Origin of the sequence: Hydrocarboniphaga sp., from assembly GCF_028291725.1 — a bacterium.
GTDB lineage: Bacteria > Pseudomonadota > Gammaproteobacteria > Nevskiales > Nevskiaceae > Hydrocarboniphaga.
The window spans coordinates 73391-93079 of the sequence record NZ_JAQGNT010000010.1 but is presented as its reverse complement, the minus strand read 5'-3'; the positions used below and the strand labels follow the sequence as shown (position 1 = coordinate 93079).

Annotated in this window: 18 protein-coding genes; 14 read left to right on the top strand and 4 right to left on the bottom strand. The window is 64.7% G+C overall.

Translation table 11 applies throughout. From position 1 onward, the window contains the following. Positions 1–16: 16 nt before the first annotated feature. The 7 genes from JWQ90_RS03320 (at position 17) to tssE (ending at position 8535) form a co-directional block, all read left to right on the top strand. The gene (locus JWQ90_RS03320; RefSeq protein WP_299689363.1) at positions 17–3568 is read left to right on the top strand and encodes a type VI secretion system protein; all 3552 of its coding nucleotides are present in this window, start codon (positions 17–19) and stop codon (positions 3566–3568) included. Positions 3569–3581: 13 nt separating this feature from the next. Next, the gene (gene tssA / locus JWQ90_RS03315; RefSeq protein ID WP_299689360.1) at positions 3582–4649 is read left to right on the top strand and encodes a type VI secretion system protein TssA; all 1068 of its coding nucleotides are present in this window, start codon (positions 3582–3584) and stop codon (positions 4647–4649) included. A 211-nt stretch (positions 4650–4860) separates the two neighbouring features. Continuing rightward, on the top strand, positions 4861–5373 hold the full coding sequence (gene tssB / locus JWQ90_RS03310; RefSeq protein ID WP_299689357.1) for a type VI secretion system contractile sheath small subunit: 513 nt from the start codon (positions 4861–4863) through the stop codon (positions 5371–5373). 66 nt (positions 5374–5439) lie between these two features. Then, positions 5440–6927: a type VI secretion system contractile sheath large subunit gene (gene tssC, locus JWQ90_RS03305; protein WP_299689354.1), complete on the top strand. Its 1488-nt coding sequence runs from the start codon at positions 5440–5442 to the stop codon at positions 6925–6927. Between the two features lie 72 nt (positions 6928–6999). After that, a complete protein-coding gene (locus tag JWQ90_RS03300; RefSeq protein WP_299689351.1) occupies positions 7000–7497 on the top strand; it encodes a type VI secretion system tube protein Hcp in 498 nt (165 codons plus the stop codon). 28 nt (positions 7498–7525) lie between these two features. After that, positions 7526–8041, top strand: coding sequence for a papain-like cysteine protease family protein (locus JWQ90_RS03295; protein WP_299689348.1), 516 nt, complete (start codon positions 7526–7528; stop codon positions 8039–8041). Between the two features lie 59 nt (positions 8042–8100). After that, on the top strand, positions 8101–8535 hold the full coding sequence (tssE, locus tag JWQ90_RS03290) for a type VI secretion system baseplate subunit TssE (RefSeq protein ID WP_299689346.1): 435 nt from the start codon (positions 8101–8103) through the stop codon (positions 8533–8535). A gap of 98 nt (positions 8536–8633) precedes the next feature. Here tssE and JWQ90_RS03285 read toward each other — a convergent pair whose 3' ends face one another. Next, positions 8634–10709 (bottom strand): hybrid sensor histidine kinase/response regulator, encoded by a 2076-nt coding sequence (locus JWQ90_RS03285; RefSeq protein ID WP_299689343.1) that lies wholly within the window; start codon positions 10707–10709, stop codon positions 8634–8636. Between the two features lie 263 nt (positions 10710–10972). Here JWQ90_RS03285 and JWQ90_RS03280 point away from each other — a divergent pair, with 263 nt between their 5' ends. Continuing rightward, positions 10973–11563 carry a DUF6491 family protein gene (locus JWQ90_RS03280; RefSeq protein ID WP_299689340.1) on the top strand — a complete coding sequence of 197 codons (591 nt, stop codon included), beginning with the start codon at positions 10973–10975 and terminating at the stop codon, positions 11561–11563. Between the two features lie 104 nt (positions 11564–11667). Here the strand turns inward: JWQ90_RS03280 and rlmKL are convergent, their stop codons facing one another. Beyond that, on the bottom strand, positions 11668–13842 hold the full coding sequence (gene rlmKL / locus JWQ90_RS03275; protein WP_299689338.1) for a bifunctional 23S rRNA (guanine(2069)-N(7))-methyltransferase RlmK/23S rRNA (guanine(2445)-N(2))-methyltransferase RlmL: 2175 nt from the start codon (positions 13840–13842) through the stop codon (positions 11668–11670). A 575-nt stretch (positions 13843–14417) separates the two neighbouring features. Between rlmKL and JWQ90_RS03270 the strand changes: the two genes are divergently transcribed. Then, positions 14418–14645: a hypothetical protein gene (locus JWQ90_RS03270; RefSeq protein WP_299689335.1), complete on the top strand. Its 228-nt coding sequence runs from the start codon at positions 14418–14420 to the stop codon at positions 14643–14645. Between the two features lie 232 nt (positions 14646–14877). Then, on the top strand, positions 14878–17151 hold the full coding sequence (locus tag JWQ90_RS03265; protein WP_299689332.1) for a M4 family metallopeptidase: 2274 nt from the start codon (positions 14878–14880) through the stop codon (positions 17149–17151). Between the two features lie 201 nt (positions 17152–17352). Here the strand turns inward: JWQ90_RS03265 and JWQ90_RS03260 are convergent, their stop codons facing one another. Beyond that, positions 17353–17730 (bottom strand): type II toxin-antitoxin system VapC family toxin, encoded by a 378-nt coding sequence (locus JWQ90_RS03260; RefSeq protein ID WP_299689329.1) that lies wholly within the window; start codon positions 17728–17730, stop codon positions 17353–17355. Further along, the gene (locus tag JWQ90_RS03255; protein ID WP_366919422.1) at positions 17727–17933 is read right to left on the bottom strand and encodes an AbrB/MazE/SpoVT family DNA-binding domain-containing protein; all 207 of its coding nucleotides are present in this window, start codon (positions 17931–17933) and stop codon (positions 17727–17729) included. Before JWQ90_RS03255 ends, JWQ90_RS03260 begins: the two co-directional genes overlap by 4 nt. A 296-nt stretch (positions 17934–18229) precedes the next feature. On the opposite strand from JWQ90_RS03255, the gene JWQ90_RS03250 reads away from it, so the two are divergent. From JWQ90_RS03250 to JWQ90_RS03235, 4 genes are all read left to right on the top strand, one after another. After that, complete coding sequence (locus tag JWQ90_RS03250) at positions 18230–18538, top strand: type II toxin-antitoxin system HigB family toxin (RefSeq protein ID WP_299689323.1); 309 nt, start codon at positions 18230–18232, stop codon at positions 18536–18538. Continuing rightward, on the top strand, positions 18528–18887 hold the full coding sequence (locus JWQ90_RS03245; RefSeq protein WP_299689320.1) for a transcriptional regulator: 360 nt from the start codon (positions 18528–18530) through the stop codon (positions 18885–18887). The genes JWQ90_RS03250 and JWQ90_RS03245 overlap by 11 nt, the downstream gene beginning before the upstream one ends. A 219-nt stretch (positions 18888–19106) precedes the next feature. Further along, complete coding sequence (locus tag JWQ90_RS03240) at positions 19107–19310, top strand: hypothetical protein (protein WP_299689318.1); 204 nt, start codon at positions 19107–19109, stop codon at positions 19308–19310. Continuing rightward, complete coding sequence (locus JWQ90_RS03235; RefSeq protein WP_299689315.1) at positions 19307–19597, top strand: type II toxin-antitoxin system RelE/ParE family toxin; 291 nt, start codon at positions 19307–19309, stop codon at positions 19595–19597. The genes JWQ90_RS03240 and JWQ90_RS03235 overlap by 4 nt, the downstream gene beginning before the upstream one ends. The last annotated feature ends 92 nt before the right edge of the window (positions 19598–19689 follow it).

Genomic DNA, 19689 nt, shown 5'->3' with positions numbered 1-19689 from the left:
TCCCGAGCGATCCCGCATGAATCTCTACGACCGCTGGGCCAATCTCTTCGTCCGCATTCCGGGCCTGGCCAAACTCTGGCCGCGGCGTATTGCTGCGTTCTTCATCGGCCTGCTGCTGATCGCGCTGCTCGTGTGGCTGCTGACCACGGTGCTGCCGCTGCTGCCGGCGCGCTTCTGGCAGCTGCTCGGCATCTGCCTGGTCGCGCTCGGCGTGATCTGGTGGTTCACGCTCGGCGCCAAGCGCTACTCGCTGGCCGGGCGCAGCAAGAAGCGCATCGGCGATCTCGGGCCGGGCAATCCCGAGGACGAGCGCGAACCGCTGGAACGGATGGCGCAGGCACTCAACGAGGCGCGCAATACGATCCTGCGTTCGCCGCAGATCGATCGCGGCAAGGACCCGATCTATCGCGTGCCCTGGCTGATGTTCGTCGGCGACGGCGTGGCCGATGCCGGCGGCTTGCTGCAGGCCGCGAACGCGGTGTCGCCGTTCCCGCCGCCGACGCAACCGGCCCACGATCCCAAGCAGGTCTGGCGCTGGTGGTTCTTCAAATCGCTGATCGCGATCGAGATGAATCCGCGCGTGGTCTGCGACGCGGCGGCGCGGCTCGATCGCGGGCTCTGGTACCAGGCGTTGATGCAGCTCGCGTCACGCCGCGAACGTCTGCCGCTGAACGGCATCGTGCTGTGCATCAGCGCGAAAACCCTGCTGTCGGGTGTCGAAGAAACAAAAGTCGTCGGCCTGCGCTTGCGCCGCCTGGTCGACGAGGCGATGGAGCATCTGCAGGCGAACATGCCGGTGTATTGCGTGGTCACCGGGCTGGAAAAGCTGCAGGGCTACGCGGCATTCCGCGCCGCGCTGCCAAAAGAGGCTTTCGACCAGGCGCTCGGCCATCGCCTGCCGGAGAGCGATGTCATCAGCGCCGCGACCAGCGCGCACACCGAAGATATCCTGCAGCCTATCTTCGAGCGCCTGCACGCGCTGCGGCTGTCGGCGATGCGCGCTCAGGCCACGCCGGAGACGCGGCGCGACGTGTTCGAGTTCGTCGAGAGCCTGCGCCGCATGCAGTACGGCCTGGGCAGCCTGATCAAGCTGTTGCTCGAGGACAACCCGTTCCAGCGCACGCCGCGCTGGCGCGGGCTGTACTTTACGGGTGCCGGCAGCGCTGCCGAGGCGGGCGGTGCGTTTGTCGCGGATCTGTTCACGCGCTTCCTGCCCAGCGATCAGTCGCTGGCGGTACCCAGCCTGCGCGGCAACAGTGCGCGCATGTCGGTGGCCGCGCTGGGCGTGGTCGCGATGCTCGGCCTGTCGGCGTCGATCGCGCTCGGCTTCTCGGCGGCGCATCGCGACGACGCCCGCCTGCAGCTGCAGCTGCGCGCGGCCTGCAGCGATCTGCAGGGCGAGGCGCGGGCCGGGCGGATCAAGGCGCTGGCGAGTTGCGGGCGCAGCATCCAGCAGCTGCAGGTGGCCGCCGATGGCGCGCTGCTGGGCTTCGGCATCCGCCGTTCCGACAGCGATCTCGCGGCGCTGAAGCAGGCCGTCGTCGACGGCTTTTCGAACCAGGTGCTGGCGCCCTACGACCAGGCACTGGAAGCCGATCTGGCGCAGGGCCGCGTCGGCTTCGAGCATGTGCTCGCGGTGTCGCAGCGGCTGCGCATGTTGAGCGACTGCCGCCGTCGCACCGACGAATGCCTGCAGCGCGAGCTGCCGCACAATGTCGCCTTCGATCCGGCCTCGCGGCTGTTCGCGCCGTTTGCATCCAGCGACGACAACGTGCGCGCGGATCGCGAAGATTCGATCGCACTGCTATCGACTTATCTCGGCTACCTGCGCTGGCAGAAACGCGAGGTGCTCAACGCCGAGGACAAGCGCCTGAAGGCGCTGCTGGCGCGGATCATGACCGCCTACACGCCGCGTCCCGACGACGTCGAGCGCTGGGCTGCGGCGCGCAGCGATGGCCTGCGGCTGACCCAGTTCTGGCTGCCCGACGATCGCGTCGTCGGGGTCGATGCGGCCGCGCTGCCGTCGGTCTCCGGCGCCTACACGCTCGACACCTGGGAAGGCGTGCTGCGGCCGATGATCAAGACCGTCGCCGCGGCGCTGCCGGAAAAAAAAACTGCGCTTGACGACCTGCGCCGCAGCTACTTCGCCGCGTATTTCCGCGCCTGGGCGGTGTTCCAGTCGCGCTTCGGCGATGGCTTGAAATTGTGGCAGGGCCAGTACGACGCGCTCGCCGCGCGCGCGGCGACGCACCAGAACCCGTACCTGTTTTTTTTTGTCAGCGCGCAGCGGAATCTGTTCGGGCTGCCGCTGGATCTGCCTTTGAGGCTGCGCTGGTCGGTCGCCTGGGCGCAGGTCAAGACCCATTGGCTGGGCGCGTTTAAGCCGCTGTGGCATTTCGTCGACGACGCGGTGCGCAATGGCGGCCCGGCGGCGATCGATCCGCCGGCCTGGCTGCTGGCGATGAAAGATACCGAGGTGCGCGCGCTGCAGCCGCAGGCGCCGACACTGGCGCACGGCTATCTGCGCCTGCAGTCCGATGGCGGCGGCCAGGACGTCTACCAGATCGCGGCCGAAATCTATAAGTCCCAGGGCGCGAGCACGCAGCCGCCGGCGGCCGAGTACACGACACTGCTGCGGGCTGTCGACAAACCCGACGAGCGCTATTCACAGGGTTTTCGCGCCGAGGATCTGTCGGCCTGGGCGATCGTGCAGGGCCCGCCGCGCCTGCTGCTGTTTCTGACGGTGTACCGCGCTGGCCAGTTCGTGCAGGCCCAATGGCAGCAGAGCGTGGTGGCGCCGCTGAAAGGCGCCGCGCCGCAGGATCTCGCCGGCCTGCTCTACGGCGAGCACGGCAAGCTCGGCGCTTTCGTCAACGACTGGCTGAAACCCTTCGTCAGCGAGCGCGACAACACCGCGGTCAAAGTCGCCGGTGTCGGCATGCCGCTGTCGCCGGGCTTCGCCGCGCTGCTGTCGCAGCAGCGCAGCAGCCTGTCCGGGCCTGGTGGCGGCAAGGCTTTTGCGGCCGGCTCGTTCCAGTTCACCGACGCGAGCCGCTTCGGCGCATACAGCGAAGGCGCGCTCGGCACCACGCTGGAAGTCGAGTGCCAGGACCGCACGTTCAGCGCCAGCACCCACTCCGAGTCGCTGGCGGAGGCGCGCGTCGCGGTGATGTGGTCGCCGGATACCTGCCTGGAGACGCGGCTGCGCATCGCGCTGCCGGACCCCGCGACCGTGGAAACCGACCTGGCCACGCACTTCGATTCGCTCGCGGCGCCGCCGCCGGCACCGTCGGCCAACGCGCCGGCGAAGCTGATCAAGGTCTACAGCGGCGCCGAGGGCCTGCTCGCGCTGATGGCGGATTTCGCAGAAGGACAGAAGCGTTTCAAGTTCAGCGAATTCCAGACCGCGTACACGCCAGCGCAATGGAACGAACTGCAGCCGCGTCTGCGCGCACTCGGCACATCGGAGGTGCAGGTGTACCTCGAGGTGCATCCCTCGGACGACATGAACCGGTATCTGGCTTCACGCAGCGCACCGACCGGTCTGCCGGCCAGCATTCTCAACTAGCAAAGGAAACACCATGGCCATCGACATCAGCGAACTGCTGGAACCGATCAGCGGCGGCGATCCCTGCGGCGAGGACGTCAGCTTTGCCGACGTGCTCGACCAGATGCGCGAAGCGCGCCGCGCCGACGATCCTGGCCTGCCGCAGGGCGACTGGCAGACCACGCCGAAAGTTGCCGACTGGCGGCTGGTGCTGCAACTCGGCGAGAAAGTGCTGAGCACGCAGAGCAAGGATCTGCAGGCCGCGGTCTGGGTCGGCGAGGCCGCAATCGGGCGTGACGGCTTTGGTGGTGCGGCGGATGCGTTCGCATTGCTGTCGGGCCTGGTCGAGAAATTCTGGGACGGCCTGTATCCGCGGCTGGAAGGCGACGACGCTGAAGAGCGCGCATCGAAGCTCGCCTGGTTCAACACCTATGCCGGCCGCGCGCTGCGCAGCGCGCCGCTGACCGATACCAAGCCGGCGATGACGCTGAACCTGTGGGCGACTTCGCGCGAGGTCGACAACCTGGCGCGGCAGAACGCCGAGGCGCATCGCGCCGCGCTGGACGAAGGCAAGCCCGGCGGCGATGTCTTCGACAAGGCCCTGGTCGACAGCCCGGCGGAATTGATCCGCGATCTGCTGGCAAAGATCGAAGCCGGGCAGGCGGCGTTCGCGCAGATGAAGACGCGGGTCGATGCGAAGTTCGGCCGCACGTCGCCGAGTTTGGCTGACATCGAGGACGCGCTGAAGCGCGCGCTGCAGATCGTGACCAAGGCGGCGAAAGCCAAGGGCCTGGTTTCCGACGCTGCGGCTGAAGAACCGAGCGATAGCGACGCTGCGAGCACATCGACTGCTGCGCCGTCAGCGGGCGGCGGCTTCAGCCTGCAGTTCGGTGCCAGCGCTTCGGGTCGCCAGACGGCCTTGAAAGCGCTGAGCGAAATCGCGGCGTTCTTCCGCAAGACCGAGCCGCACAGCCCGGTGTCGTTCCTGGTCGAGCGCGCGGTGGCCTGGGCCGACACGCCGCTGGACCAATGGCTGGCGCAGGTGGTGTCCGACGACGGCGTGCTGTCGCGAATCCGCGACCGCACCGGCATCGCAACGTAAAAACGTAGGTTGGGGTGAGCGCAGCGAACCCCAACATCGTCGCGGACCCCATGTTGGGGTTCGCTGCGCTCACCCCAACCTACGCCAGCTACGCGCCATCCGCGCCGCTAACGCGAACGGCCTATATCCAACTCTGGCCGTCCGGCTGATTTTTACGGCAGCTCTTGCTGCCTAGACTTTTCCCATTCCGCAACGCTTAAGGAGCAAGCTCATGGCCAAAGAAAGCACCCAGCACAAACTCGATCGTGTCCGCGCACCGCGCGTGCAGCTGACCTACGACGTCGAAGTCGGCGATGCGATCGAGAAGAAGGAGCTGCCTTTCGTTGCCGGCGTGCTCGGCGATTTCACCGGCAATCCGATCGATCCGCCGGCAAAGCTGAAGGATCGCAAGTTCGTCAACATCGACAAGGACAACTTCAACGATGTGATGAAGGGCATGAAGCCGCGGCTGCAGATGCAGGTCAACAACACGCTGCAGAACGACGGCAGCAAGATCGCGGTCGAGCTGAAATTCAAGCACATGGACGACTTCACTCCCGAAGCGGTCGTTGAGCAGGTGGAGCCGCTGCGTAAGCTGATGGAGGCGCGCCAGAAGCTCGCCGACCTGCGCAACAAGGCCGCCGGCAACAACAAGTTCGAGGATCTGCTGAACGAGGTTCTGCAGAGCACCGACAAGCTCGCTCAGCTGTCGCGCGAAGTCGGCAGCAACAAGACGCCGCAGTAAGTAAGTCTTGCCCTCGTTGCCTCGCACCCATTCTCGTAACGCCAGAACGCACACCAGGAGAGACTCATGTCGGATACGCAGTCACAGGCCGGCGCCGCAGCCGCTGCCACCGAGGCCGAGCCGGGCAGTCTGCTCGACGAGATTCTCGGCCAGAGCCGCATCGCCAAGTCCGATAGTGAAAAGGCGCGAGCCAAGGATCTGATCGCCGAGCTGGTCAACCAGGTCACCGACGGCACCGTGACCTTGGCCAAGGACGCGATCGCGACCTTGGACGCGCGCATCGCCGAACTCGATCGGCTGCTGTCGGATCAGGTGTCGGCGATCCTGCACGATGCCTCGTTCCAGCAGCTGGAAGGCTCCTGGCGCGGCTTGAAATATCTGGTCGACAGTTCCGAGACCAGCACGACCTTGAAGATCAAGGTCTACAACTGCACCAAGAAGGAACTGATCCGCGACTTCAAGAGCGCGTCTGATTTCGACCAGTCGGCGCTGTTCAAGAAGATCTACGAGGAAGAGTACGGCACCTTCGGCGGCGCGCCGTTCGCGACGATGATCGGCGACTTCGAGTTCGGCCGTCATCCGGAAGATCTGTACCTGGTCGAGGAAATCTCGCACGTAGCCGCAGCCGCGCATGCGCCGTTCCTGTCCGCGGCTTCACCGGAGCTGATGGGCTTCGATTCCTTCACCGATCTGTCCGGCCCGCGCGACCTGGCCAAGATTTTCGACACGGTGGAATACGCCAAGTGGAAGTCGTTCCGCGCATCGGAAGATTCGCGCTACGTCGGCCTGGCGCTGCCGCATGTGCTCGGCCGCCTGCCTTACGGCCCGGATACCGCGCCGGTGGAAGCCTTCAACTTCCGAGAGGACGTGTCCGGCAAGGAACACGACAAGTATCTGTGGATGAACGCGGCCTACACGCTGGCGGCGCGCGTCACCGACGCTTTCGCCAAGTTCGGCTGGTGCGCGGCGATCCGCGGCGTCGAAGGCGGCGGTCTGGTCGAAGGCCTGCCGACGCATACCTTTGCCACTGACGACGGTGAAGTCGCGCTGAAATGCCCGACCGAACTGGCGATCACCGACCGCCGCGAGAAGGAGCTGGCGGATCTGGGCTTCATCCCGCTGGTGCACTGCAAGGGCACCGATTACGCCGCGTTCTTCTCGACGCAGTCGGCGCAGAAGGCCAAGGAGTACAACACCGACGCCGCCAACGCCAATGCGCGCCTGTCTTCGCAGCTGCAGTACATCTTCTCGGTGTCGCGCATCGCGCATTACCTGAAATCGATGATGCGCGACAAGGTCGGCAGCTTCGCTTCCAAGAGCAGCGTCGAGAACTTTTTGAACAACTGGATCGCCCAGTACGTGCTGCTCGACGACAACGCCTCGCAGGAGCGCAAGGCGCAGTTCCCGCTGCGCGAGGCGCGCATTGAGGTTGCCGAGATCCCCGGCAAGCCGGGCTCCTACAAGTCGGTTGCGTTTTTGCGGCCGCATTACCAGCTCGACGAACTCAGCGTGTCGCTGCGCCTGGTGGCGGAGCTGCCGAAGTCGGCGCGCTGATAGCGGTTTTCTGAAAGCACTTCCAGAACTGAAACACGTAGTCAACCAACACAACGACACAGGAGTTGAACCATGTCATTCGACGCATTCATCCAGCTCGACGGTATCAAGGGCGAGAGCACTGACGACAAGCACAAGGACTGGATCGAGATCCTGAGCTTCGGCTTCGGCGCGCAGCAGCCGCAGTCCAGCACGGCATCTTCTGCCGGCAATCTGGGCTCGGCCCGAGTCAACATCCAGAACTTCTCATTCATGCACCATCTCGATATCTCCAGCCCCAAGCTGTTCGAGTACTGCTGCACGGGGCAGACCGTCAAGACCGCGGTGATCACCTTGAATCGGGCCGGTGGCGACAAGGCCAAGTACATGGAATACAAGCTCACCGACGTGATCATCACCAACGTCGGCAAAGGCGGCGACAGCAGCAGCGAGGCGCACGACGTTCCGCTCGAATCGGTGTCGCTGGCTTTCGGCAAGGTGGAGCTGACCTATACCAAGATCGGCATCGACGGAAAGGCTGCCGGCAATGCGTCCGCCGGATGGGATCTGAAAGCCAACAAGAAGGTTTGACGAGCCATTCGACACGGAGACATGGCCCATGCAAATTTACTACGACGTTCCATTGGTGGCCCAATCATCGGCTCTATCGGCCAACCCGATCTGCTGGGTTGCGTCGATGGCGATGGTCGAATCCTTTTTGACCGGCTCATCGGTGGGTATCGGCAAGTACACCGGCGGCTTCGATCCCTCCAATTCGAGCATCGCCAATCCGGTGCCCGGCGCTGTGCAGGGGCCGATGCAGGCTTACAGCTTCTATCCGGTGGACAGCGATCAACCGGTGACGCTAGGCAACATCCTCACCCTGCTCGATCAATATGGTCCGCTGATCTATTTCCACACCGTCACCAACGGACTGCCCTGGACGAATTCGCCAGGCACGTCCGGCGGGCACGCGGTGGTGATCGAAGGCGCCGACGACAGCATCGGCGGGGGCTGTATCTGGGTGAACAATCCCTGGGGCAGCAAGGACATCTCCATCACGGCTTCCGCGCTGCTGCCTGCCGCGGCCACTCCCGGCTCGTGCAGGACATCCTTCAGTTATGGCTGGTTCTGATGGATGGTTCTGAATGGGGCGGTCGGCGGGATACAGGCCCGGGATACACGCGATAGAACATGTTCAGTCTGATTGACCGTCTGGCAGGGGGTGACGCCGAGTTGCGGCGCAATCCCTCGGTGCATGAGTTCCGCGATTCGGTGTCGCGCGATCTCGAGGCGCTGCTCAACACCCGCTCCGAGGGATCGAGAATGATCCCGGAAAGCTTCCCGGAATGCCGAAAATCCTCGCTGACTTTCGGCATTCCGGATTTCTCTTCGTATAGCCTGCTGAGCCCCAGCGACCGTGACCGCATCCGCCGCTCGATCGAGCAGACGGTTGCGCTGCACGAGGGCCGTTTGACGCGCGTGCGCGTGTCGCTCGACCCGCCGCAGCCCAACGACAAGGCGCTGCGCTTCAAGGTCGAAGCGCTGCTGAATCTGGGGCCGGATCGCGAGAAAGTGCAGTTCGACGCGACCTTGCAGCTGACCACGCAGGCGTATCAGGTCAAGTAAGCCCGCGTACCGGCGATATCGGCGTAGGTCGGCAATCCTTTGCCGACGTGAGGCCTTGTTTGCGCATCGAGCGTACACGTCGGCAAGGGATTGCCGACCTACGGGTTGGCGTGCTGAAGCATCGTCGCGGCGATCGCTTTCTTCAGCGCCGCCGGTGCGACCGGCTTGCACAGCAGCGGCAGTTTCAGCTGCGCGGCTTCCTTGGCCCGGATCGGGCAGGTTTCTCCGGTGATCAGCAGCGCGGCCGGCTCACGGCCGATGGAGTTGGCGCGAATCGCGTGGATCGCATCGATGCCGTTCTGGTTCTTGCGCAGGCGCAGATCGGATATCACCAGGTCCGGCACGAAGCCGCTGTCGGCGATGCGCCGCTGCGCATCTTCCAGCGATTCGGCGACGAGCGTGTCGCAGCCCCAGCTTTGCAGCAGCGCCTGAGTGCCTTCGAGTATCGTGGTTTCGTCGTCGATCACCAGCACGCGCAGTCCGTGAATCTCGCCGGGGAGCGTCAGGCTGCGTGATGCCGCGCGGCCGATGTCGGCGCGCGGCAATAGCAGATTGAATGCGGTGCCCGAACCTGGGATCGAGCGGAAATCCAGCGGCGCCTTCATCAGACTGCATAGTCGTTTGACCGTCGCCAGGCCGAGGCCGAGGCCACGGTCGCCGCTGCAGTCGGCAAAGCGCACGAACTCGTCGAAGATCTGCATCTGATGCTCAGTAGCGATGCCGACGCCGGTGTCCCAGACGTCGATGCGCACCTGCTGGCCGCGCAGGCGTGCGCCCAGCAGCACGCCGCCGCTGGGCGTGTAGCGGATCGCGTTGCAGACCAGGTTGTTCAGCACGCGCGCGAGCATGCCGCGGTCGGCGCGTATCCACAGCGGCGTCTGGCGCACGATCAGCCGCAGGCCGCGCTCCTCGGCAAGCGAGCGGAAGTTCTGGCTGACTTCGACGAACAGCGCGTCCAGCGCAAAGCAGGTCTCGACCGGGCGCTCGGCGCCGGCGTCGAGGCGCGACACGTCGAGCAGGCCGGTGAACAGGCGGTCCAGCGACTCGACGCATTCCTGGACGTGGCCGATGCGTTGCAGGCGCGCGGCATCGTGTTCGCCTTCGCGCAGGTTCGCCGTAAACAGGTTCAGCGCATGCAGCGGCTGCCGCAGATCGTGGCTGGCAGCCGCCAGGAAACGGGTCTTGGCGACGTTGGCGGCTTCCAGTTCGGCATTCTTGCGCGCCAGCAGCGTGGTCGCGCGGCGGATCTGCTGGTCGAGCTGGCCGAGGCCGCCGCGCAGCGTGAGCGCGGTGGCATTGAGGCCGCGCTGCAGCCGGCCGAGCTCTCCCTCCTCGGTGACGGCGATGTCGACGTCGAGCTGGCCCTCGCTGAGCCGCTGCATGGCGCTGGCGAGCACCCGCACCGGCGCACTGCGCCGCCGCGCCAGCCAGGCGCCGGCCAGCAGCGACAGGCCGACCAGCAGACCGGTGACGGCCGCCAGCATCAGCGGCATGCGTCGCGCCTGCGCGGTCTCGGCCGGCAAGGCCATGTCGACCTGCACGTTGCCGATCGCGCGCTTCGGCTGGCGCTCGTCGAAGATCGGCTTGTCGACACCGACGCGATGCGCCTCGTCGATCGGCTGGCCATGCCGTATCAGCTGCCCGTCCTCGGCTGCGATGCGGCCATCGGCCTGGGTCACGCGCAGTTGCACCGATTCCGGCTCGCGATTCAGCGAGCGGATGATCTTGGCGACCGCGGCAAGGTCGTGCCCGGCCAGCGACTCGGCCACCAGCGGTGCCGCCTGCGCGGCCAGCAGACGGGCCTTTTGCGAGGTTTCGCCGATCGGATCGGCTGCGTGCAGGCTGATCCACAGGCTCAGCGCGGCCGCAGCGAGCAGCGCGGGCACCGGCGCCAGCAGCACTTCACGCGGCAGCGAGAGCGGGTGTAGCCGCAGCCGAGATTGCGCGGTGCGCTCGGGCTTGCCTGCAGAGCCGCGCGCGCGCGGCGGCAGATACTGCGAAGCCGTCGAGGCTTGCGGACTCCAGGTGTTGCGGACCGGTTTGCCGCCGGCGGTGATGCCAGGGCCCGGTTGTAGCGTGGCCGTCCGGCTATACGATCCAGTGATCGATCCAGTGATCGACGTGCTGTTCGCTCGGCGTGTCGTAGACCACGACTGCTGTGTGCTGGTTTTCATCCATGTTCCCCGCTTCATCCCTGATGCCGTCCGGCGTCGTAGTGCCGGCCGATCGACGATCGGCTCGCACCCCAGCCACGACGTCTCCGCTTCTCACCCGCTGCCTGCCTGGCTGCTTATGGTCAAGAACGAGATTGCGATCCGGAACCGGACATCGGGCGCCCTGATCGCTTGCGGAATCGTCCGTAGTGCTGTGGAGGACGTGAACCGGGGAGAAAGGGGCTCACGCAACAGGGAGTCTTTTGTGAGCCGGCTCACACTGGATGACGGTAATCCTGCGTGCGCGCCGGCGTGCCGCCGAACCGGACATTGGCTGGCCTTCGGGAGAAAAACAGCTCATGCGATACAAAATCGGGCAGCATCGGGAACTTGTGCCGTTGCCGACTGCCAACCGGCCAGAGCGGCGCCGCCGCCTGTTCCGGAGTCCTGCGATGAAGACCAGAAAGCTGTGGGCCGCCGCTGCCGTGCTGTCGGCGATGACGGGAGCTGCGATTGCCGCGCAGATGCCGCCCGCCGACAAGGCGGCGCTGGACGCCAGGCTCCTCGAGCGGGGCTACCAGCGCGGCACGGCGGTGGACTCGATACCCGACTACCGGATCGATGGCTGGAATTCGGTCGACCGGCGGCATCTGATCCTGAGCGCCGGCGCGTCGCGGTATTACCTGCTGTCGTTGATGACCGACTGCTGGGATTTATCCACTGCCGAGGACATCGGCTTCACGACGACGGTCAGCCGGCTCACCCGTCACGATTCCGTGAAGCTGAAAGCGCCCGGCGGCGCGCCGCCGCCCACCACCTGCCCGATCGAGTCGATCGAACAGCTGAACAAGGTTCCGAAGAAGAAGCCGGCGTAGGGCGGGTCGCGACCCGCCGTTTGAAAGCGGCGGGTCACGACAAGCGGCGGGTCAAGACCCGCCCTACGAGGAAACTTGACTCATCTGCATCTAGTTTCGCCGCCCTAGCTCCGCTCGATGCTCCAGCTGCGGTGCGAGGGCGGCGGGCGCTTGAAGTCCTCGTCCAGGGTCTGCGCGGTGATTTCGTTGACCTTGAACTCGGTGCTCAAGGCTTCGTCCAGCTTGAAGCGGCGGCGGTTGGTCGAGAAGTACAGCTTGCCGGCCGGCGCCAGCAGCGCGACCGCGTTGCGGATCATGCCGGCGTGATCGGCCTGGGTGTCGAGCACGCCTTCCATGCTCTTGGAGTTCGAGAACGTCGGCGGATCGCAGAAGATCAGGTCGTAGCGCGGCGCGCGCGGATCACCTGCTTGTTCAGCGAGCCAGGCCATCGCATCTGCGCGGATCAGCTGGTGGGTGTTCCAGGGGCCGCGCGTGTCGAAGCCGTTGAGCAGCAGATTGCGGTCGGCCCAGTCCAGGTAGGTTTTCGACAGATCGACCGAAGTCGTATGCGAGGCGCCGCCCTTGGCCGCGTGCACGGTGGCGCTGCCGGTGTAGCAGAACAGGTTGAGGAAACGCTTGTCTTCGCATTCTTTCTGAATCCGCAGCCGCATCGGCCGATGGTCGAGAAATAGACCGGTATCGAGATAGTCCTCGAAGTTCACCCACAGCTTGCAGCCGTGCTCGACCACGCTCATGAACTCGCGGCTCTCGTCCTGCTTCTGATACTGCGCGCTGCCTTTCTGACTCTTGCGCAGCTTGTAATGGATGCGCGAGGCCGGCACCGCAAGGATCGCCTGCAGCTGTGCCAGCGCCTCGCGCAGACGGCGCTCGGCCTTGATCGGGTCGATCGTGTCGGGCGCCGCGTATTCCTGCACGTGCACGTGCAGATCGGGCGTCCCATTTCCAACTTCATAGAGATCGATCGCCAGCGCGTAGTCGGGCAGGTCGGCGTCGTAGACGCGGTAGTTGTGGATGCCGCCGCGCTTGGCCCACTTGCCCAGGTGCTTGAGGCTCTTGCGCAGGCGGTTCGCGAAATCTTCGCCGCCGGTGATCGTCGGCGGCTGGGCGTCCATGCCGGTTGGCACGACGCGCGTGGCCATCTCGAACTGCAGCAGCTTGCACTCGATCGCGCCGTTGAACAGCGTGTGCATCTGCGAGGCACGCAGGCCCAGGCGCGGGCTCAGGTCGGGGCGGCTGGTGAACACGGTCGCGCGCCAGCCGGCGAAATAATGCTTCAGCGTCGCGCCGAACAGCGAATACAGCTTGATGATTTCACTCTCGCTGCCCAGGCGTTCGCCATACGGCGGGTTGGTCGCGACCAGGCCGGTGGCGGCGATCGGCCGCGCTTCCAGTGCGTCGCGCTGCTCGAAGCGGATCGGGCCGAGCAGACCGGCGCGATCGGCGTTCAGATGCGCCGAACGCAGCGCGTTGTCGTCGATGTCGCTGCCGACGATCGCCGGCAGCCGGGCCAGGCCGGCGGACTTGCGGCCCGAGGCCTCGGCGCGGATCGTCTGCCACAGCGCCGCGTCATGGCCGCTCCAGGCCTCGAAGCCGTATTTCGCGCGCTTCAGGCCCGGCGCGATGTCGGCCGCGATCATCGCGCCCTCGATCAGCAAGGTGCCGGAGCCGCACATCGGGTCGAGCAGTGCGCCGCCGGCCGCGGCAATCTCGGCCCAGCCCGAGCGGATCAGGATCGCGGCCGCCAGGTTCTCTTTCAGCGGCGCCTCGCCACCGGCGACGCGGTAGCCGCGCTTGTGCAGGCTCTCGCCGGACAGGTCCAGGCTCAAGGTCGCCTGGGAGCGCTCCAGATGCACGTGAATGCGGATGTCGGGCGCGTCGGTATCCACGTTCGGGCGCTCGCCATGGCGTTCGCGGAAACGGTCGGCGATCGCGTCCTTGACCTTCAGGCCGGCGTAATGGGTGTGGGTGACGGCTGGTGAATGGCCGGCGACCTCGATCGCGAAGGTGCGCTCCAACGCGAACAGACCGGGCCAGTCGATCGCCTTGGCGCCCTCATACAAAGCGTCGGAATCGGCAAGCGGAAAGCTGTTCAGCGGCATCAGGATGCGATTGGCCAGCCGCGACCACAGGCAGGCGCGATAGGCCGCGTTCAGATCGCCGCTGAAGGCGATGCCGCCCTTGCGCTCGCGGCAGTCGCTGGCGCCCAGCGCGGTGAGTTCGGTGGCGAGCAGCGGCTCGACGCCACGCGGGCAGGTGGCAAACAGGGGAAGAAGACTCATGCGGCCCATGATCGCATGCCGCTACGCTGGGGCTCCATCGGCTGGCGTTTCTTGCCGGCGCCGCTACGGCCGATTCCGAAATGGACGCCCCTGCAATCCGGATCAGACGCTTCCTGATTCCGGATCGGACGCAAAGGACTCCAACCCTCTGGCCGCGCGGCAAGGTCGACGCTGCCGTGATGGATCGGGTACGCCGACACTTGGCGCTCACTATGGGTCTGGCCATCGGCGCGTCGAGCTGAGGCGATAGCCGATTGCGCCCAAGGCAGTGTGGCGACGATGCACATGCCCCACGGCTTGCCTCATTCCTAGGGGTAATGCCTCAGTGATAGACAATTATCTCATTGTTTAACAACGGATAAACTAATTAGACTATGACTCATGCAAGGCCTTGATCAGCACATACTGAACTACTTCGCCAGAAGCCCGAACAAGGGCGCTGGCGATATCCCGCCCCGGGACGGGCGGAAGATTCCGCGTCAGACCCTGATGCTTATCCGGCCAGCGCCGACGTCTACAGGACCAGCGCCGGAACCAGCGCCGGATACAGGCCGAAATCGCCCGAGCAGATGGCGGTGGAAATCCGCTACCAGGGCTTCGTGCGCGAGCGGCTGAAAGACATCATCCTCGGCCACGCAGATCGGAATGCGTCCTTGCCGGACTCCATCCCCATCGATGACCGAACGGTGGTTGCGGACATGATCCATCTGCAAATGGAAACCTTGCATCCCGGCCGGGCGGCGCCGCTAGGGCTCAACTCCGCCGCCATAGAAGCTCATTTTCAGCGTGCTGCCGCAGGCTGACTCCATGCGGTGGCAAGAGCAGCCTCGCACTTGGCGTTTCCGCGTTTGGGATGATCTCAGCAACAAGCACTGCATTGATCGCGGCTCGTCTGCTGAAGCGGATAGCCCGCCGACACATCCCTGCTGTGCGCCGGTTCACAGTTCCTCCCCCGATTCATGAGCGCCTTCGACGCCGTTTCGCGTCTTTAGCAGGGTAGTCCGTGCTCGCGGACATCTGCCTGAGGTATTGCTCGTGAAACAATTGATCGCAAAGTTCGTGCATTGCACGCTGGCCGCCGGCGTGGCGGCAATGACCATGGCCGGACCCGCATCCGCTGCGCGTCCGCCGGCATCGGGGCCTTCGGCGGAGGCCGGCTTCGCCGCATCGGCGGCCTTGCAAAAAGAGGTTCCGGCGGACGTCGTGCGCGCCCTTGCCGCTCTGCCCGGGGCCGAGATCGTGCAGACCGGACGTGACGGTCTTCCGGTATTCGTGCGCGGTGATCTTGGCCGCGTTTCCGGCCTTTTGGCCGAGCGCGTTCCGCGCTCGGAGATGGGCCCGGCGCTCGCCGCGTTCCGCCTGAAGACGGCCGACTTGCGGCTGCGCAAGTCCAACACCGACGATGCAGGCAACCAGCATCTGCGTTACGACCAGAGCTTCAACGGCCTGGCCGTTGTCGGCGGCGAACTTGTCGTCCACGTCGACCGCAAGGGCAGCATCTACGCGCTCAATGGCACTGCCAGGGGCGGGCTGTCGAGCAGCCTCGGCTCGAGGGACATCGGCGAGAGCGCCGCTCTGGCGGTGGTCGACGCCGATCCGCGCTACCTGGGCATGCAGGCCGCGCCCAGCCGTCTGGTTTATTTCATCTCGCCGGAAGCGGAGGCGTTCAAGGCCTACGAGATCATCGTCAGCGGCGAGCGCGGAACTGACCCGGTGCGTGACAAGGTTTACGTGGACGCCGACACCGGCAGGATCGTCGGCGTGCATCCGCAGATCTTTTTCGCCGAGAGCCGCAAGGCCTACAGCGCGAACAACGTCACCACGCTCCCCGGCACGCTGAAGCGCTCCGAAGGCCAGGCGGCAACCAGCGACGTAGACGTCAACGATGCCTACGACTACACCGGTGATACCTACGAAGCCTACCAGGCGTTCTGGAGCCGCGATTCCTACAACAACGCCGGCGCGACGCTGATCAGCAGCGTCCACTACAGCAGCAACTACTGCAACGCGTTCTGGAACTCCACGCAGATGGTCTACGGAGATGGCAATGCCAGCCAGGGCTGCTATCCGCTGGACCGCGCCGTCGACGTCACTGCGCATGAGCTCACGCATGGCGTCACCGAGAACGAATCGGCGCTGGTCTACAGTGGCGAGTCCGGCGGCCTGAACGAAGCGATTTCCGACATCTTCGGCGCGTTCACCGAGGCCTGGGTCGACGGCGGCAAGACCGGCACGCTCGCAGTGTCAGCCGAGACCTGGGAGGTGGGCGAAGACGTGCTGCCGCCGGCGCTGCGCTACATGAACGATCCGGCTGCGGACGGCGTGTCCAAGGACTACTGGACCAGCAGCGTCGGCAATGTCGACGTGCATTACAGCTCCGGCATCGCCAACCTCGCGTTCTACCTGCTGTCGCAGGGCGGCACGCATCCGCGGGGTAAGTCGAGCGTCCAGGTAACCGGCGTCGGCATGGAAAAAGCGATCCGCATCTTCTACCAGGCACAGATCAATAACCTGACTTCGAACTCCAACTTCCTGGGTGCGGCCAATGCCACCGTGCAGGCAGCGCAGGATCTCGGCTATTCGCTCGCGGACCAGACCTCGGTGGCCAATGCCTGGCAGGCGGTCGGCGTTGCGGTCGCGACCCCCGGCAGCGGCGGTGGCGGTGGCGGCACTGGGGACGTGGTGCTGAGCAACGGCGTGCCCGTCACCGGACTCAGCGATGTCATCGGCGGCCAGAAGTATTTCAGCCTCGTGGTTCCGGCTGGCCAGTCCTCGTTGACGATCAAGATCGCCGGCGGTACCGGCGATGCCGACCTGTATACCAACCTCGGTTCGCAGCCGACGCTGAGCAGCTATAACTGCCGGCCGTATGTGACCGGCAATACCGAGACCTGCACCTTCACCTCGCCGGCCGCGGGTACCTACTACGTGATGGTCCGCGCCTATACGGCTTACAGCGGCGTGACGCTCACCGGCACTTCTACCGGCCCCGCCACCGACGGCGTGACGGTGCTGGTGAACGGCGTCGCGGTAACGGCGTCGGGAGCCTCGGGCAGCGCCCAGTACTGGAAGATCCAGACACCGGCCGGCAAGAAGCTGACGATCGCGACCAGCGGCGGCACCGGTGACGCCGACCTGTACACCCGTTTCGGCTCCAAGCCGACGAGCAGCACCTACGATTGCCGGCCGTATACCAGCGGCAATGCGGAAACCTGCACGGTGGCGTCCACGCAGGCGGGGTACTACTACGTCATGCTGCGCGGATATGCCGCGTATTCGGGCGTGAGCCTGAAGGGCTCTTATCCATAGTTGTGGGCAGCGGGCGACTCGGAGTGAGTCGCCCGCTGTTCATCACGATGACGATCCGCCTCGAAGACGAAACCAGGGACCGGCTCGACAAGCTTGCCGAAGCCATGCAAGCGTGTTGCCGCGAGGCAACTTGATGCGGAGGTGCAAGAGCGACTCCGCGCTTATCAACACCCCATGCGGCTCGACGCCGAGTGTCTCCGCTCACGCTTTCTTGGCGAAGTACTGCACACCGGCCAGGCCATCAAAGTCGGCGTCCTGCGTCCACACGATGGCGTTGTGGCTTCGCGCGGTCGCGTAAACGATGCTGTCCGCCAGCGGCAGCTTGTGGCGCAGACCAAGAGCGGCCGCATTCAAGGACAGCGCGGCGTCGAGGTCCACCACCTCTGATTGCTGCATCACCGCTACGCACTGCAGTGCCGCGCTCTCGTCGCGCTGCTGCACGACACGCTTGAACACTTCCAGCAGCGTGATCGAGGGCACCAGCAGTGCCGCGGGTTTCTCGATGACGGCCGCAAAGTGCTTGGCGTTCGGCGCGTCGGCGAAATATTCCAGCCAGGCGGACGAGTCCACCACATTCATATGCGATCGCTATCTCGCGCAACGTCGGTGCTGATGCCGCGCAGCGAACCGCGCAGCGTCTTGGCTGGCCGAACTGGAATGAACTCCACGCGATCCTGGTAATGCACCACCTGCATCTTCACGCCCGGCTTTAGTCCCAAGGCCTGCCGCACGGCCAGCGGAATCACGACCTGGAACTTGGGAGAAATGGTCACGGCGTCCATGGCAGGCAGCATCAGGTGATCGATAAAAGAATCGTAATACGATCCGCGGAACGATGTCCAACCTGCAGGCAGACTCGATGCAGCTTCATCGCATCCAGGGGCCGCATTGGATTCGATCTGCGCCCTGGAAACCTCGGTGCGTTGACCTTGATCGAAGCGTATGAGGTGAAGAGTTTCTTCGACGGCGTCGCGGTGCGGCTCCTTTAATTGGCTGAGTCGGCATCGGTAACGGCGCTGGTTGATCGATCGGGCCTCAAGCGGCTACAATTCTCCCAAATTGGGAGGCAATTCGTTTCGTGCGAGTCATCGCGAAAAGCACGCTGAAGAGATTTCGGGAACGCCCCACCTATCGCGATGCGCGCGGACCACTCGAAAGTTGGCATGAGGAGGCCATCAAGGCTATCTGGGCGTCACCCCAGGCCGTCAAGGATCAGTACGCCAACGCGAGCATCTGCGGCCGTAACCGCGTAGTTTTCAACATCGGCGGCAACAAGTACCGTCTGGTTGTAGAAATGCAATATCAAGCCGGTATTGCCTGGGTGAAGTTCATCGGGACTCATGCGCAGTACGACAAGATCAACGTGGAGACCGTCAATGACTATTAAGCCCATCCGCACCGACACAGACCTGCGTACGGCTTTTCGCCGTCTTGAAGGTATCTATCAAGCCGCTGAAGGTACTCGCCAAGCCGACGATAGGGACGTGCTGGTGACCTTGATCGAAGCGTATGAGAACAAGCACTACGCCATCGATCCACCAGACCCGATTGACGCCATCAAATTCAGGATGGAGCAACAGGGGCTCACCCCGCGCGACCTGGAGCCTTACATCGGCCCCAGCGGCAGAGTCTCTGAAGTGCTCAACCGCAAGCGTCCCCTGAGCCTGCGGATGATCAAGCAGCTCCATGACGGCTTGCGCATCCCTTATGAAAGTCTGCTGGCGGGCGCAGCGTGATGCTGCCTCGGACATTGGCCGGTCCATCCGATGAGGCCGCGAAAAGGAAAAGCGAACGTAGCCCGCCTTATTTCCCGGCTAAAAGTGCTGAATGTAGCTGACACGTCTTCCCCCGTTCCGGCAGCTCTCATTGACGGCGGGGACATTTTGCCGCGCGGGATCGGCGCTTTCCGGGCCGTGAGCGGCTAAACTGAAAGCCGCTTTTGGAGGAACCCCGACATGACCAACACTGCATCAACGCTCAAGCAGGAAGCCCACGCACTGATCGACCAGCTACCCGACAATGCGAGTTGGGAAGACGTGATCGAGAAGGCGCGCTTCCGCAAGGCGGTAGAGGAGGGCATCGCCGAAGCCGATCGGGGCGACTTTGCTTCGGACGAGGAAGTTCGCGCCGCCTTTGCCCAGTGGGGCGTCAAGGCTTGAGGCTCAAATGGACCCGCCGGGCACTCCGGGATTTCCAAGAAGCGCAGCACTACATCGCTCAAGACAACGTCCCCATCGCCCAGACGGTGCCCCAGCGCATCAGTGACGCGGCTCAGACGCTCACAGAGAATCCACAGATGGGCCGTCCCGGCGAAGCCCCCGGAACGCGCGAATGGGTGGTTACCAGCACTCCTTACCTGATCGTGTATCGAATCAAGGGACAGGTTCTCGAAATTCTGCGCGTCTGGCATGGGCGACAAGACTGGAAAAACCAGCCGACGAACTAAGTGCCTCGCTTCCCAAGTACGATCACGAATCCGCGGCGGATTTCCGCGCCTGGCGGCGTTGCGTCTCCTCGCCATAGCGGGGCTATGCCTCG